This window comes from Rhodococcus sp. YH3-3 (assembly GCF_001653035.1).
GTDB lineage: Bacteria > Actinomycetota > Actinomycetes > Mycobacteriales > Mycobacteriaceae > Rhodococcus_F > Rhodococcus_F qingshengii.
In genome coordinates this window covers 325005-339795 of sequence record NZ_BCWH01000002.1, presented here as the reverse complement: position 1 = coordinate 339795, position 14791 = coordinate 325005, and the positions used below count along the sequence as shown (strand labels likewise).

The 14791-nt window shown below is 61.6% G+C and carries 13 protein-coding genes; 9 read left to right on the top strand and 4 right to left on the bottom strand.

Features of this window, described 5'->3' with window-relative positions:
• Positions 1 to 15 precede the first annotated feature (15 nt).
• Positions 16 to 1299 carry a CdaR family transcriptional regulator gene (locus tag YH3_RS14200; RefSeq protein ID WP_007730774.1) on the bottom strand — a complete coding sequence of 428 codons (1284 nt, stop codon included), beginning with the start codon at positions 1297 to 1299 and terminating at the stop codon, positions 16 to 18.
• A 136-nt stretch (positions 1300 to 1435) separates the two neighbouring features.
• Between YH3_RS14200 and YH3_RS14195 the strand changes: the two genes are divergently transcribed.
• A complete protein-coding gene (locus YH3_RS14195) occupies positions 1436 to 2311 on the top strand; it encodes an SGNH/GDSL hydrolase family protein (RefSeq protein WP_003943089.1) in 876 nt (291 codons plus the stop codon).
• A gap of 52 nt (positions 2312 to 2363) precedes the next feature.
• A complete protein-coding gene (locus YH3_RS14190; RefSeq protein WP_003942962.1) occupies positions 2364 to 3740 on the top strand; it encodes an MFS transporter in 1377 nt (458 codons plus the stop codon).
• 52 nt (positions 3741 to 3792) lie between these two features.
• Here YH3_RS14190 and YH3_RS14185 read toward each other — a convergent pair whose 3' ends face one another.
• Together YH3_RS14185 and YH3_RS14180 are read right to left on the bottom strand one after the other, a co-directional pair.
• Positions 3793 to 5049: a hypothetical protein gene (locus YH3_RS14185; protein ID WP_064443615.1), complete on the bottom strand. Its 1257-nt coding sequence runs from the start codon at positions 5047 to 5049 to the stop codon at positions 3793 to 3795.
• Positions 5046 to 6374, bottom strand: a complete 1329-nt coding sequence (locus YH3_RS14180) for a lipase family protein (RefSeq protein ID WP_064443614.1) — start codon at positions 6372 to 6374, stop codon at positions 5046 to 5048. The genes YH3_RS14185 and YH3_RS14180 overlap by 4 nt, the downstream gene beginning before the upstream one ends.
• Positions 6375 to 6530: 156 nt before the next feature.
• On the opposite strand from YH3_RS14180, the gene YH3_RS14175 reads away from it, so the two are divergent.
• From YH3_RS14175 to YH3_RS14165, 3 genes are read left to right on the top strand one after another with little or no spacing between them, the layout of a single operon-like run.
• Positions 6531 to 7280, top strand: a complete 750-nt coding sequence (locus YH3_RS14175) for a succinate dehydrogenase cytochrome b subunit (protein ID WP_007730765.1) — start codon at positions 6531 to 6533, stop codon at positions 7278 to 7280.
• Complete coding sequence (locus YH3_RS14170; RefSeq protein ID WP_007730764.1) at positions 7281 to 9233, top strand: fumarate reductase/succinate dehydrogenase flavoprotein subunit; 1953 nt, start codon at positions 7281 to 7283, stop codon at positions 9231 to 9233.
• Positions 9230 to 9979, top strand: a complete 750-nt coding sequence (locus tag YH3_RS14165; protein WP_042921559.1) for a succinate dehydrogenase/fumarate reductase iron-sulfur subunit — start codon at positions 9230 to 9232, stop codon at positions 9977 to 9979. The genes YH3_RS14170 and YH3_RS14165 overlap by 4 nt, the downstream gene beginning before the upstream one ends.
• Positions 9980 to 9982: 3 nt before the next feature.
• On the opposite strand, the gene YH3_RS14160 is transcribed toward YH3_RS14165, so the two are convergent.
• A complete protein-coding gene (locus YH3_RS14160; protein ID WP_042446385.1) occupies positions 9983 to 11464 on the bottom strand; it encodes an anion permease in 1482 nt (493 codons plus the stop codon).
• A 425-nt stretch (positions 11465 to 11889) separates the two neighbouring features.
• Between YH3_RS14160 and lepB the strand changes: the two genes are divergently transcribed.
• The 4 genes from lepB to YH3_RS14140 all read left to right on the top strand — a co-directional run bounded on the left by lepB (position 11890) and on the right by YH3_RS14140 (position 14779).
• On the top strand, positions 11890 to 12633 hold the full coding sequence (gene lepB, locus YH3_RS14155) for a signal peptidase I (RefSeq protein WP_064443613.1): 744 nt from the start codon (positions 11890 to 11892) through the stop codon (positions 12631 to 12633).
• A gap of 106 nt (positions 12634 to 12739) precedes the next feature.
• Positions 12740 to 13093 carry a glyoxalase superfamily protein gene (locus YH3_RS14150; RefSeq protein WP_058226881.1) on the top strand — a complete coding sequence of 118 codons (354 nt, stop codon included), beginning with the start codon at positions 12740 to 12742 and terminating at the stop codon, positions 13091 to 13093.
• Positions 13094 to 13148: 55 nt separating this feature from the next.
• Positions 13149 to 14198 (top strand): saccharopine dehydrogenase family protein, encoded by a 1050-nt coding sequence (locus tag YH3_RS14145; protein ID WP_042921555.1) that lies wholly within the window; start codon positions 13149 to 13151, stop codon positions 14196 to 14198.
• On the top strand, positions 14195 to 14779 hold the full coding sequence (locus YH3_RS14140) for a TetR/AcrR family transcriptional regulator (RefSeq protein ID WP_007730752.1): 585 nt from the start codon (positions 14195 to 14197) through the stop codon (positions 14777 to 14779). The genes YH3_RS14145 and YH3_RS14140 overlap by 4 nt, the downstream gene beginning before the upstream one ends.
• Positions 14780 to 14791: the final 12 nt, after the last annotated feature.

Below are 14791 nucleotides of genomic sequence, written 5' to 3'. Positions count from 1 at the left end.
AGAACCACAGACGCATCACGTTTGGGAAGAGTCCGCCTCCATTCCGAGCGCGCGACGCGCTCCCAGCGCCATGGTGACCTGTACAAGATCTTTCGGTGACGACAGGTCAAGTCCCGTCAGGGAACTCGCTTTACGCAGGCGGTACACGACCGTGTTCGGGTGTACGTGCAACTGCCGAGCGGTGGTAGCTCGATCGAATCCGGAGTCGATGAAAGATTCGAGCGTCTCGAGCACGGCAGGATCGGACTCCAACCGCGACAACACATCTGCGAGGATCGGCAGCGCAGCGCTCGGGCGGGTCAGTTGATACTCGACTGCAAGATCCTCGAGACGCACGACCCCACTTGTACGGCCGTACTTTCGGGCAACGTTCAGCACCTCGCGCGCCTGCGACACCGCTGCGGGAATTGCCGGCGGTGCCGCGACATGTACGGCGGCAACCGTCGATGCACCGATGACCTTCTCGAGATCACCCAATCGTCGACACAATGAAAGATACTGCGGACTCGACGCCCAGTTCCCCTCAGCGGGTTCCGATTCCACAATAGGAATCAGTACGGCTCCGCCACTGCTCCCGAGCACCCCGAGCGCTTTGTCACGCCCCACCTGATCAAGCTCTCGTTGCAGGTGGCGCACCTTTCTCCGCTCGGCGACGGCAGTGTCCACCTCGGTCGAGGACTCGTCGTCATTCCGTTCGACGTGCAGCGCCACCACCCAGTACAGGCGCGCCAACCTGATGCCCACATCGTCGGAGACCCGATCAACATCGACACCCGTCGAAAGTGCTACGAACAATGACCTTCGCGCAGAATCCTCGTCCGTCTGGGTGACATGGTCGGAACCGTAGCCGGCAAGAACCGCCGACGCGGAAGCCGCGGTGTATGCATTCAAGAGTCGTCCGGTGCGGGCAAGTGCGACACCGTCTTCCGGGACCGCCCATTCGCTGATGGTCTCCCACCACAGCCCGGCAGCCAAGTGATATGCCCGCAGCACCTCACCGAGCGGAACCAATTCCTGAGCCCGTTGGCGAGCCGATTCGCTGATGTCGGCGAGCAACTCGGGCGCCAGATCGGCGCCGGTCCGCAGCATCGAAATGAACAGTTCCAGATTGCGCCTCACGATGGTGGTGACGTCGTTACGCAATGCCTCGTCAGGGAGCAACCGGTAGAAGGTGACGTCGCGGTGGACCAGATCGACTGTCTCAATGACCAGTGGATGGGTGCGTTGCGCCAGTCGGTCGGCCAGAGATCTGCCACCAACCAGGATCGGCTCGAACGGCAGATCTTTGTTTCCTGACACAAAACCCTCCACAGAATTGAATTGCCACCACAAGGCCGACCTGCCTTTTTCCTATCACTATGTAACCCACGCCACTCACGAATTCACAATCAGCGGCGTAACTGGAAGTCCCACCTTCGACCAAGAGGAGCCTCGAGTGACGTGGAAAACGCGCAGCGCAGCCATTCTGGCAGGCGTCGTGGCTGCCGGTTCGATCGCGGCTCTCGGGACCGGTGTGTCGAGTGCCGAGACAGCGGTCAGCACTATCCAGTACGTCGCGCTCGGCGATTCCGCGGCGGCCGGCCCACTGGTCACCGCGCAGGACTCGTCGTCACCGGGCTGTCTACGATCACTCGACAACTACCCGTCCGTGGTGGCGCGAGAACTCGGCGCTCAACTCACGGATATGACCTGCTCGTCGGCGCGATCCGCCAACGTCACGGACACCGCACAATCGACGTTCTCCGGTCAAGTATCACCGCAGGCAACAGCATTGGGGCCTGATACCGACCTCGTCACCATCACCATCGGTGCCAACGACATCTCGTTGTTCCCGACAGTTCTGAGCTGCGTCAATCCACTCCCCGAACCCACCGGAACGTCCTGCCGTGACAAGTTCACCTCCGGTGGCGTCGATCAACAGCGACAGATGATCGAAAATGCGTCCACAGGTTGGAGTTCCATGATCGAAGTCGCGCAGGATCGAGCACCGTCGGCGCGCATCGTCGTGGTCGGATACGGAACATACATCCGTGGTGGCGGCTGCCCCGGCACTCAGCCGTTCTGGCCGCGCGACGCCGACTATCTCCAGAGTGTGATCGACTACGGCAACACGGTCATGGCAGCAACTGCGGCCCGTCACGGCGTCGAGTACATCGACATCACCGAAACCACTGCCGGGCATGACATCTGCACGGACCCCGCCACTGCTTACTACACGGGAATCGTCCCTACCCAGCCGGCGGTTCCACTGCATCCCACTGCGGCCGGGATGCAGGCGATCGGGAAAACGGTCGCCGACGCTCTGTCCTGAGCTTCTCCCCCAGCACAATTCATTCAGCACTCGCGAAAAGGGTGGAACAATCATGTCAATTCAACGAGACGCTCCGCCGCTGCCGTCCGTCGACGGCGCCCCTGTCGGAACACGTGACAAACTTCTCGGCGGCACACTCGTCGCCCTGTTTCTCGCGAACATGCTCAACTTCTTCGACCGGGCGATCCCCTCGGTCGTTGCCGAGCCGATCAAGAACGAGTTTTCGCTCAGTGACTTGCAATTGGGATTGATCACCTCTGCATTCACCCTCGTCTACGCAGTCGCAGGACTGCCTCTGGGCCGGTTGGCCGACACGAAGAACCGTCCCAAGATCATCGGGATCGGACTCCTGGTGTGGAGCGGACTGACGGCAGCAACCGGTGCCGCCGGCAGCTACGTGCTGTTCATCCTCGCGCGTCTCGGCGTCGGTGTGGGCGAAGCGACCTTCACACCCGCAGCAAACTCGATGATCGGCGATATCTACCCGGCGGAACGACGCTCACGCGCACTTGGTGTCTTCATGCTCGGTTTGCCGATTGGCCTCATGCTCGCCTACTTCACCGTCGGCAAGATCGCCGAGGCATTCGACAGCTGGCGTGCACCGTTCTTCCTCGCGGCGATTCCCGGTGTCCTGCTGGCAGTCGTGCTCTACCGCATGGCAGATCCGGTTCGTGGTGGTTCCGAAAGTCCGGAGGCCCGCGCAGCCGCTGTTTCACAGGCACCGATCACCCGCCCGATCCGTCGTCTGCTCGCAATTCCCACGCTTCGTTGGCTCATCCTTGCCGGGCTGACGTTCAACTTCGCCGCCTACGCAGTGAATTCGTTTGTCGTCCCGCTGCTCATGCGCCAGTACCACCTGAAACTGACTGCGGCGGCATCGGTCACGGGCATCATCGTCGGAATCACGGGCCTGATCGGATTGCTTCTCGGCGCTCGCTACGCTGACAAGGCCAGCGCACGCTCACCGCGCGCACGGTTGATGATCGGTGTCGGAACCTCGGCATTGGCGGCACCTTTGACGGCGCTGGCACTGTTGCAACACGGCGGAAACGTCGTGATGTTCACGCTCTTGTTCTCGGCCGGGTGGCTTCTGGCCTACGGCTTCTACATCAGCGTCTACCCTGCCATTCACGACGTCGTGGTTCCCAGGCTCCGCGGCACTGCGACGGCGCTGTTCTTCGCTGCCATGTACCTTCTCGGCGGATTCTCCGGACCGGTTGCCGTTGGAGCGATCTCGGACTGGTTCGCCAAGCGTGCACTTGCAGATGCCGGTACCGGGAAGTTGGCTCAGTACGCCGGCGACGGGTTGAACTCGGCCATGTATCTCGTGCCGATCATGTTGGCACTCACCGCGGTATTCATCTACCTGGCTACCCGCACTGTCGGCAAGGACTCCGCGCGCATGCAAGCGGAGCTGAGCCAGGCCTGACCGACAAGTTCACGGGCGGTGGCGGGACCCTGAGGCCCCGCCACCGCCGAGTTCAGTTGACCGTAATCGCCAGAGTCGACAACATGGACCGCAACATGTCCGGCAAGCGAGCGATCATTCGCTGCTCGGTTATCCGAACGGAGACGGGCGCGGCCAGCGTCGCTCGCCACAGTTCCGGTTGATTCTTCATCAGGTTGTTGTAGTCCGGGAGCAACTGATCGTTGATGTAGGTCCAACGACCATCCCGGTCCGCCCAGTTGAAGTCCGGAAGCGGCGTTTGCACAACATCATTTCCCACCGCGAACGAGAGCGGGTTCGACTCGCGTGGCGGCACGACGCCAGGCATCGACGGTGATGCGGCGAAGGTGGTCAGGTAAGTCAACGAGCGACCAACGCTACCGCGGTAGGCCTTCGCCTCGTCCCACTGATCACCCACCGACTGGTACTGCTCCCTTCGCAGCAGACGCACATTGCCGTCGAAGACCGATTCCGGTGTCCCCGAAGCAATGTTGTTCCACGCGATACGGGCGTTCTCGTCGAGCAGCCCTGCGCGATCGAGTTCGGCGATGCCGTCGACACCGTCGTGAACCCACGCCATGTGCATGGGAATCAGGTCCGAGAAGATGTGTTTGCTCATTGCAATCACTTTCCCCTGGAACCACATCACGTCCTCGGGGCGAATCTCGTGGCCGACCTGGACAAGTGCCGCAATGTCCTCGGGCGCTCCCATCGACGATGCAACCGGCGCCCCGATGCGGTCGATCTCTCGCCACACCAGTGCCATCGCCTCGCTGATCGCTTGGACTTCCAGCACAACCCGCCCGTAGTCCAAGTCGAGGAGTCCACCGGCGAAAGCGGGCCCGACCATTCCTCCCATACCTGCCCACTGCAGCTCTCGATGCTCGAGCTGGAGTCGCTCGTAGAATTGGAAAGTGTTGGTGAGGTTTCCGAGATTCGCGTGCACACCGTCGAACGGAGTCCACGAAGCGAGATCGATACCTGCCGACTCCGTCCCGACCGCGAGCCAGTACTGCTTGAGCAGTGTCTGATAGCGATGCGGATCCACTCCCGAGGCTCGGGCGGTATCCACCAAAGACCGCAGCGTCGCGGAATCCGATGGCAGAGAAGGATGCAGACCGCCCGTGGCTTCGGCGTTTGCGTTCACTGCTTCCAGGTCGAGGTACCTGTCGAGCTCACCAGTACCCGCGGACGCCCTGCCTCCCAGTACGACGGCACCGCCGATACCTGCCGAAGCAACGAGAACCGTGCGCGCAAAATCCCTGCGCGTCAGAGACTTCCGCAAGCTCATCGCCCCTCGGCTTCGTCGAACGTCTTTGCCAGCCAGGCGATGTCCTGCATACCCAGCTGATCGGTCACCGTCTTGTACAGGTTGGTCACGTAATCGAGCGGCCCGCACTGCGACGGGAGCAGGTCCACGTTGCCGCCGTCTGCTCGATATGTCTGCGCCAAGTGCTCTGCCTCACTGAAGGGAATGAGAAAGTCGTCCTCACAGGAAGAAATCAGAAGCTTGGAAGCCGGCGCCTGCTTTCCCAACGTGTTGTCCGCGTACGCCGCGGCCAGCGCAGGGATCGTTCGGGGCGAAGGGTTGGTGAGTAGGACGTCGAATGGAACGAATGGGAGTCCGAGGTAGAGCGCCTGGCAGGACGCGCGGAAGGCTGCGGCGACGTTGTGACCGATCGGAGTCAGATGATCGTCGAGCCGAACGTCGGGGTAGCCCGCGTCGAATCCGAGAATGCTCGAGAAGACGAATCCGGAACCGATCCCACCGGCCGCTGTTTCCTCGAACGTTGCGGGGTCGATCATCATCGCCTGAATGGCACTGGCCTGGACGTTCAGTTCCGGCGCATAATCATGGGCTTGTTCCGCGGCAAAGCCCGCTGCGACACCGCCTCCGGCGACACCGTAGATGCCGACAGGGGTGTCTGATTCGAGGCCACCTTCCGGAAGCGCGAGTGCTGCCCGAACGCCGTCGAGCGTTGCCTTCCCTGAGAACTGTCCGATCGAGAACGGATGGGGAGCAGTGTCGCCGTCGTTGCCGACGTCGCTCATCATCACTGCCCAGCCGTGGCCGAACATCTGAGCCACCGGGCCGAGCGCCGAGAACATCGCCGGGTCGCTCTGATTGCCGCCGGTCCACTGGTGACTTGGTGCGCAGTTCGCGCCGAGGCTGTCGTTCGCCTCGGCGTATCCGATGATCTTGCGATCACCTGGCGCAGTTCCGTCCTCGGGAATCATCAGAATTCCGGTGCTGATCACCTGCCGACCGAAGTGATCAGTGGTGGTGTACATGAGTTGGTGAGCCGAGACCACGTCGGGACGGACCTGGTAGACCTGCACGCTGACCGGACGCGCTTTGAGAAGTGTGCCGGGGGCGGTACCCGGCTCGATTTCAGGTTCGTCGAACCACGGATCACCGGACGAGAGCCCGAGTGGAGTCAATTCGGTGGAAATGTCAGCGCCTTGGAGTGCCTTCACGACCAACGGGTTGAACACGTCGGCCAGGTCGACGGTCTCCTGCGCGCCAGCCGGCGACCCCACCGCAAACAAGGCCACTGCCAGGGCCGATGCCGTTCCGGCGCGCCATGACCACCGTCGCCACGTCGAGTCAAACATCGTTCACGAGTTCCTTACTTTCGGGTAATGAGCACCCCTACACTCCCATTCACCTGCATTAACAGACAAGTCGGGCACCCATCCGTTGGCCGAAAACCTCGATCGGGCTTAGGCTGACGGCACCTGTCCGGCAAGTCTGGCGTGGGAGGTTTGTCTGTGAGTGCTCCGACCCGTGTATCGCGAGCTACCGGCGATTCACTCCAAGCTCGAGCGCGGCCGTCCAACATCACGTGCAAGATTCTGATGGCCGTGACAGGACTGATCTTCGCCGCTTTCGTTCTCGTTCACATGATCGGAAACCTGAAGGTCTACACCGGTGCCGATCACTTCGACGACTACGCACACTGGCTACGAACGGTGTTCGAACCCTTCCTGCCCTACGAGGGACTTCTGTGGATTCTTCGCATCGTCTTGCTCGCGTCATTGGTCGCACACGTCTGGTGTGCCTGGCTGCTCACCGTCCGCGGACGCCGAGCTCGAGGAAAATTTCGACGTAAAGGTCTGGGAATCAAGTCCTTTACAGCGCGCACGATGCCCGTCACCGGAGCTGTGCTGCTGCTATTCGTCATTTTCCACATACTCGACCTCACGACCGGAACCCGACCCATCGGCAGCAGCGAGTACGAAGCGGCCACGCGCACACAGAGTTACGCATACGACAATCTGATTGCCAGCTTCGAGCGTCCGCTGGTGGCAGCGTTCTACATCGTCGCGATGGCTCTGCTGGCAATGCACCTCGCGCACGGACTCTGGAGCGCGGTCAACGATCTCGGCGTGACCGGCCAACGACTGCGCCAGATTGGCGTTGCACTCTCCGGAATCTTTGCGCTCGTCGTGATGGTCGGAAACATGTCGATCCCCATCGCGGTCATGACCGGCGCCATCTCGAAGACAGGAGCGTCATAAGTGAACAGCTTCGAACTCGATGATCTGCGCAGCATCGGGACACCGGTGGACGGTAAGGTCCCGGCCGGCGATCCGGCGACGGCCTGGCCCACTCGCAAACTCGACTACAAGCTCGTCAGCCCACTCAACCGGCGCAAGTTCACGGTCATCGTCGTCGGTACCGGCCTCGCCGGCGCGGCCTGCGCCGCCTCCCTCGGTGAACTGGGCTACCACGTCGAGTCCTTCACCTTCCACGATGCACCCCGCCGTGCACACAGCGTCGCCGCGCAAGGAGGCATCAACGCCGCTCGCGCTCGAAAAGTGGACAACGACAGTCTCGCCCGCTTCGTGAAGGACACGGTGAAGGGCGGTGATTTCCGGGGCCGTGAGGCCGACTGTTTCCGTCTCGCCGAAGAATCCGTACGCGTCATCGATCACATGAATGCCATCGGGGCACCGTTTGCTCGCGAGTACGGCGGCACTCTGGCCACCCGATCCTTCGGCGGCGTTCAGGTGTCGCGCACGTACTACACGCGCGGGCAGACAGGCCAGCAGTTGCAGATAGCGTCGTCGCAGGCACTGCAACGTCAGATCGCAGCCGGAACGGTCAACCTCCACACCCGAACCGAGATGCTCGATCTCATCGTTTCGGACGGGCGAGCACAAGGGATAGTCACACGCGATCTCGTGACCGGTGAGATCGGCGCCACCACAGGCCATGCCGTCGTACTGGCATCCGGCGGCTACGGAACCGTATTCCACAAGTCCACACTTGCGAAGAATTCCAACGCCACGGCCGCCTGGCGAGCGCACCGACGCGGTGCGTTGATGGCTTCACCCTCGTTCATCCAATTCCATCCAACGGCACTTCCCGTCAACTCCGAGTGGCAGTCGAAAACCATTCTGATGAGCGAATCCCTGCGCAACGACGGCCGGATCTGGGTACCGGCCAAGCCCGGAGACGATCGTGAGCCCGGCGACATTCCCGAAAACGAACGCGACTACTACCTCGAGCGCAAATATCCGGCGTTCGGGAACCTCTCTCCCCGCGACGTCTCTTCACGGGCCGCCCGCGAGCAAATCGACTCCGGTCACGGCGTCGGCCCTCTGAAAAACAGTGTGTACCTGGATTTCCGCGACGCATTGGCACGGCTCGGCCGCAAGACCATCGAGGAGCGATACGGAAATCTGTTCTCGATGTATCGCGACGCCACCAGCGAAGACCCCTATACGGTGCCGATGCGCATCGCCCCCGGAGCCCACTTCACCATGGGCGGACTGTGGAACGACTACGACCAGATGACCTCCATCCCCGGCTTGTTCGTCGGTGGTGAGGCAGGCTGGGGATACCACGGGGCCAACCGCCTCGGCGCCAATTCGTTGCTCTCGGCATGCGTCGACGGCTGGTTCACCCTCCCGTACGCGATTCCGAATTATCTTGCGCCGCTACTCGGATCCACTCCACTCGAACTGTCCGATCCCGCTGTGACGTCGACGCTCACTGACGTGAGGGGTCGGGTGGACCTGCTGCTCTCGGTCGGCGGAACACACGGCCCCGACAGGTTCCATCGACAACTGGGAGAGATCCTCTATGCGGGTTGCGGTGTCACCCGAACGGCCGAGGGCTTGACCAAGGCGATCGCCGAAATCCGCGCACTGCGAACCGATTTCTGGTCGAACCTGCGAGTTGCCGGCAGCGGAAACCAGTTCAACCAGGAGTTGGAAAGGGCCGGCAGGGTAGCCGATTTCCTCGAGCTCGCCGAACTGATGTGCGTCGATGCTCTCGATCGTGACGAGTCCTGTGGAGCGCACTTTCGTGCCGAACATCAGACTCCCGACGGCGAAGCGCAGCGAAACGATCAGGACTGGTGCTTCGTCTCCGCGTGGGAAACCGCCCAGGACGGCAGACACGTTCGACACGACGAGCCGTTGTCCTTCACCGCTGTTCCACTGCAGACGAGGAACTACGTATGAAAATCACCGTGGACGTGTGGCGCCAATCCGGACCTGAGTCGTCCGGCGCATTCGACACCTACCAAATAGACGACGCGACGGTGGAGATGTCGCTGCTGGAGCTCCTCGACCGACTCAACGACCAACTCGTGGAGAGCGGCAACGAACCCATCGCCTTCGATTCCGACTGCCGAGAAGGGATCTGCGGGTCCTGTGGCATCACCGTCGACGACGTTCCCCATGGGCCGGTTGCGAACACTCCCACGTGCCGTCAGCACCTGCGCAGCTTCTCCGACGGTGACCGAATCAAACTGGAGCCGTTCCGCTCCGCGGCCTTTCCCGTGGTCCGAGACCTCGTCGTCGATCGCTCTGCGCTCGACCGGGTGCTCGAAGCCGGTGGATACGTTTCGGTCAATGCAGGAACCGCGCCGGACGCAGACAGTCAGCCGCTCTCGCATCAAAGTGCCGAAGCTGCACTGGACTTCGCCGCGTGCATCGGCTGTGGCGCTTGCGTGGCAGCCTGCCCGAACGGTGCCGCGCACCTCTTCACCGGGTCCAAACTGACCCACCTGTCTCTCGTCACGCAGGGCCGCAACGAACGTGGCAAGCGGGCCCGAGCGATGTCGCACCAGATGGAGGCCGATTTCGGGCCGTGCTCGACCTACGGTGAATGTGCGCAGGTGTGTCCCGCGGAGATACCGCTGACCGCGATTGCCGCTGTCAACAAGGAATCGATGCGATTCGGATTGCGGCGCAAGGACAACTGATCGTCACCAGGCGCCGATCAGCTTCATCCACGCGCCGCCGATGATCGTCCAGATCAGGATGATCACGACGCTCATCACGAAACCGATTCGGAACCACTCCGAGGTCTTGATGTATCCGGAACCGTAGATCACTCCGGCCGGACCGGACGCGTAGTGCGAGATACCGCCGAACAGGCTGCCGATGAAGCCGAATACCAGGGCCGAGAACAGCGGCGGCGCACCGGTTGCCACCGCCGCGCCGAGAAACACCGCGTACATGGCGACGATCTGCGCGGTGTTCGACGCAAACAGATAGTGCGCGTAGAAGTACACCAAGGTCAGGATCGCAAAAGCCCAGATCCACGGCAAACCGTCGACGCTCGAGGAGACCTGGGTTCCGATCCACGAGATCACGCCGAGTTCTTCGAGATGGCTTGCCATACCGACCAGAACGGCAAAGAACACGAGCGTCTGCCACGCCCCGGTGTCGTGGACCAGGTTGTTCCACGTCAGCACCTTGGTCACCAACAGGATGCCGATTCCGACGAATGCTGTTGTAGTGGCATTGACGTTGAGCTGCGAACCCAGGCACCAGAGCACCAGCAGCAGAACGAAGGTGGCGGCCATGATCTTCTCGTTGCGGCTGATCGGACCTGCCTTGCGCAGTTCCTCCCTGGCTTGCTCGGGTGCTTTCGGAGTCTTCAACATCGTGGGCGGGAAGATCTTCGACATCACCCACGGGATCGCGATCAGACTCGCAATTCCCGGAACCGATGCTGCCAGCGCCCATTTGCCCCACGAGATGTCGATGCCGATCTTGGCAGCCGCATCGACGGCCACAGGGTTACCCGCCATGGCGGTGATGAACATCGCGGAGGTCACGACGTTGACTTGCAGCGACGTGAGCAGCAGATATGCTCCGAGCTTCTTGCGAGAGTCCTCGGGCTCGGGATTGGAGTCCTCCAACTTGCTCAGCGAGACGATGATCGGATAGACGACGCCACCCGCACGGGCGGTGTTCGAGGGCGTCGCCGGAGCAAGTATCAAGTCCGTCAACGCCATTCCGTAGGACAATCCGAGACTCGACTTGCCGAGTTTGGTCACGAACATGAGCGCAACCCGTTTGCCGAGTCCAGTGACCAGAAAGCCCTCCGCAATGAAGAACGATGCGACAATCAGCCAGATCGTGGTGTTACTGAAGCCGGACAACGCTTCCGTCGGCGTCTCGGTCTGGGTGATCATGGCGATCGACAGGCCTACCAGCGCCACAGAACCCGTCGGCAGAGGCTGCAAGATCAACGCCACGATGGTGCCGACGAAGATTCCGAGCATGTGCATGCCCTTGGGATCCACACCGTCCGGAACAGGCATGAAATAGATGATCAAGCCGAGGACGACGGGCACCGCAGCCGGGTAGTACCGCCTGAGCACCGATTGTTTCGACGGCTCCGCCGGCGGTGTCGTCTCAGAAAAAGACTCAGTGCTTTCGGATTTGGCCTCGGACATTTGCATCTCCTCGACTTGTCGCCCCAGGTGATCGCCCCAGATGATTGTCCCCCAAACATCAGGTTTTCGTGCGGTCAATCCAAGTTCGAGAGAAAATGCCCGGAAGTACAGTCGTCCTTACGAGGCGCTGTCTCGCACCGACGCTTCAGTGGGAGAATGCCCATCTCGCAAAAGATTGTGCCAATCGATCAACAGAGGCGCGGGCGTGCTGCACGCTTGAATCTCCGAGAGTTGTTCAACCTGCTTCTGCGAAAGGTATTCGTCGGCAAGATGTTTGGGTCAGGACTGCGCGGATTGCCGACCTCGACCGGATCTTCGCGCGTGATGTGATCCAATTCCGAAGCATGTCAGCCGACAGACAGACCCACGAACCGAGAAGACTCGTATCGGGCCGACGAGTGGTTGCGCCATCTATTGTCGGGAATGTGACGGAATCCGACGCCCACGAGGACTCGACCGACTCCACTGAATCGGAAGTGGCCGGTCACCCGAGGAAACGTCCACTGTGGCGTGAGATTCTGATCCTCTTTGTCGTCGCACTCGTCCTGAGTGTTGTCATTCAGAACTTCGTCGGACGCATTTTTCTGATCCCGTCGGAGTCCATGGAACCGACACTTCACGGATGCACCGGCTGCACGGGAGACAAAATTTTCGTCGACAGAATCAGCTATCGATTCGGGGATCCACAGCCTGGGGATGTGGTCGTGTTCAAGGGACCCGAGTCCTGGAACGACGAGTACAAATCCATTCGATCCGACAATTCGATTGTTCGCGCATTTCAGGGACTCGGGTCCATCGTCGGCTTGGTCCCGCCGGACGAAAACGACCTGGTGAAGCGGGTAGTCGCGGTCGGTGGCCAAACCGTACAGTGCCTGTCCGAGGAAGAGGGGCTTCGGGTGAACGGCAAGCCGCTGACCGAACCGTACCTCGACAAGCGCATTCCGGGCAACGATACCTCTTGTCAAGGAAGGTATTTCGGGCCGGTCACGGTTCCCGACGGGAACCTGTGGGTGATGGGCGACAACCGCGCCCATTCGAAGGATTCACGTTTCCATCTCGATGACGAACACAGTGGAACGGTGCCGATCGACAATGTCATCGGCAAGGTTCAATTGATCGTCCTTCCCTTCTCACGGTGGGGAACTGTGAGCTCGTTCGATCCGCAGTGACAGATCGAATCAACCAGGCGACCCGCATCTTCGGACGGCACAGTCGACATGGCTCCGCTTTCGGACGATCATCGAGCGCATCTGTTACCGAGGGTAGGAGAACCACATGCGCGCTCGACGCATCACCGCCAATCTCAAAGTCGCCGATGTCGGAACCGCCAAGAGCTTCTACTCCGACTTTCTCGGCCTGAGCACCGAAGAGTTCAACATGGGGTGGGTCGCTCGCTACACCTCTCCCGACACCGGCGCGAACGTACAGCTCGTCACGCACGACGCCACTGCGACCGAGGACTCGGTCATCTCAGTCCACACGGACGACGTCGACGGCGCCTACGAAGAGGCCCGCAGGCTCGGCTACGAAATCGTGCACCCCATAACGACCGAAGAGTGGGGTGTTCGCCGATTCCTCGTCCGGGCACCCGATGGCAACGTCGTCAACATCGTGCGACACCGGGACTGAGCAGCGGAAAGAACCCCATTCGACGTTTTAGGTCATTTGACCTAGAGTTAGGTGCATGACCGATTCATTGCAGTATTCAGCCGACGGCCCGATCCTCGTGGCCGGCGGATACGGAACCGTGGGCAGCGCCCTGACAGCGTTGCTCGCCCCCGACTTCCCACTACTCCTCACCGGACGCACCCCCGAGCGAGGCGACGAACTGGCCGGCCGTCACGGCGCTTCCGTCCGCCGCTGGGACCTCCTCGACCCGACACCCTTCGACGCGTCCGTACGCGCGGTCGTGTCGACGGTCAACGATCCCCACGATCGTGTCCTGTCCGCCGCCGTCGAGGCCGGCATTCCGTACGTGGACATCACCCGCTGGACAACCCGCGTCGCTCGCGCCGCCACTCTGGCGGGTCAGAAGTCGCCGAGCGCACCGGTGTACCTGTCGTCCGGATGGATGGGCGGAGTCACCAATATCGTCGCCGCAGCGCTGGCCGAGGAACTGGGTGGCGCGAGCACGATCGACGTCTCGATTCGCTACGACGTCAACGACATTGCCGGGCTGGACTCCGTCGACTTCATCGATCGGCTCGGGCAGGATTTCGAGGTGATGCAGCAAGGAAACCCGATCACCGTCAGCCCGTTGACGGATACACGCTGGGTCGACTTCCCCGGATCGCGCACCAAGGTCGGAAGAATCGACACTCCGGAACAATTCACGTTCCCCATGACCTTGGGCGCCGAAACTGCCAGCACTCGAATAGGTTTCAGTTCGAATGCATCCACAACTGCGCTGCTCGCCGCCAAGAAGGTGGGACTGTTCCGTTGGGGTCGCGGCGACCGCTTCACACCGCTACGACGCGGACTCCTGTACTCGCCGGGCAAGGGCGGGAGCGCGCAAGTACGCATCGATGTCACCGGCCCGAGCGGCACGACAAGCGCGACAATCGTCGACCGGCAGGGCCAGGCTCACCTCACCGCGGTGGGCGGCGCGTTGGCCGTCAGACGAGCCTTGGCCGACGATGCCCGGCCTGGAGTCACTTTCCCCGAATCGCTTCCGAACCCTCGCCGCACCGTCTCCGAGTTGGAGAGCTTCGGGGTGGCAGTATTGCGACCATGACCCTCTCCAAGGGCGCCGCCCGTGCGGCAGCACTTCTCGACGCAGCAGAACAGGTCCTCACTACTCAGGGCAATGCCAACTCGGCAATGCGCGATTTCGCAGCCGCGGCCGGAGTGCGGGTAGGACATCTGCAGCACTACTACCCCACCCGTGCAGATCTGATACGCGCAGTGATGTCACGTGCATTGACCCGCTCACTGGATCGCCTTGCCGTCGTCCCCGATACGGATCAGAGCCTTTCCCGCGAGGAATCCGAACACTTCATCGGAGTCCTGCTCGGAGAACAGGACGACCAGGCCACGGTGCGTCTGTACGTCGAAGTATGGGCCATTGCAGCGGCGGACCAAGAAGTCGCGGTCGTGCTTCGAGACTTCTACGCCCAGTACATCGCACACGTAGAGCGCGCAGTCGCGTGTGCACAACCGGAGCTGGATGCGACTGAACTTGGCGCGACAGCGCAGACCATCGTGAGCCTGCTCGAGGGTTCCGCAATTCTCCGATCGGGAATCACCGGCCGAAAGTCCGAGGCTTCGGACCGAAAGCTCGTGGACACACTGCAGTACCTGATTCACGGGTCCTGACTCGGACGTATC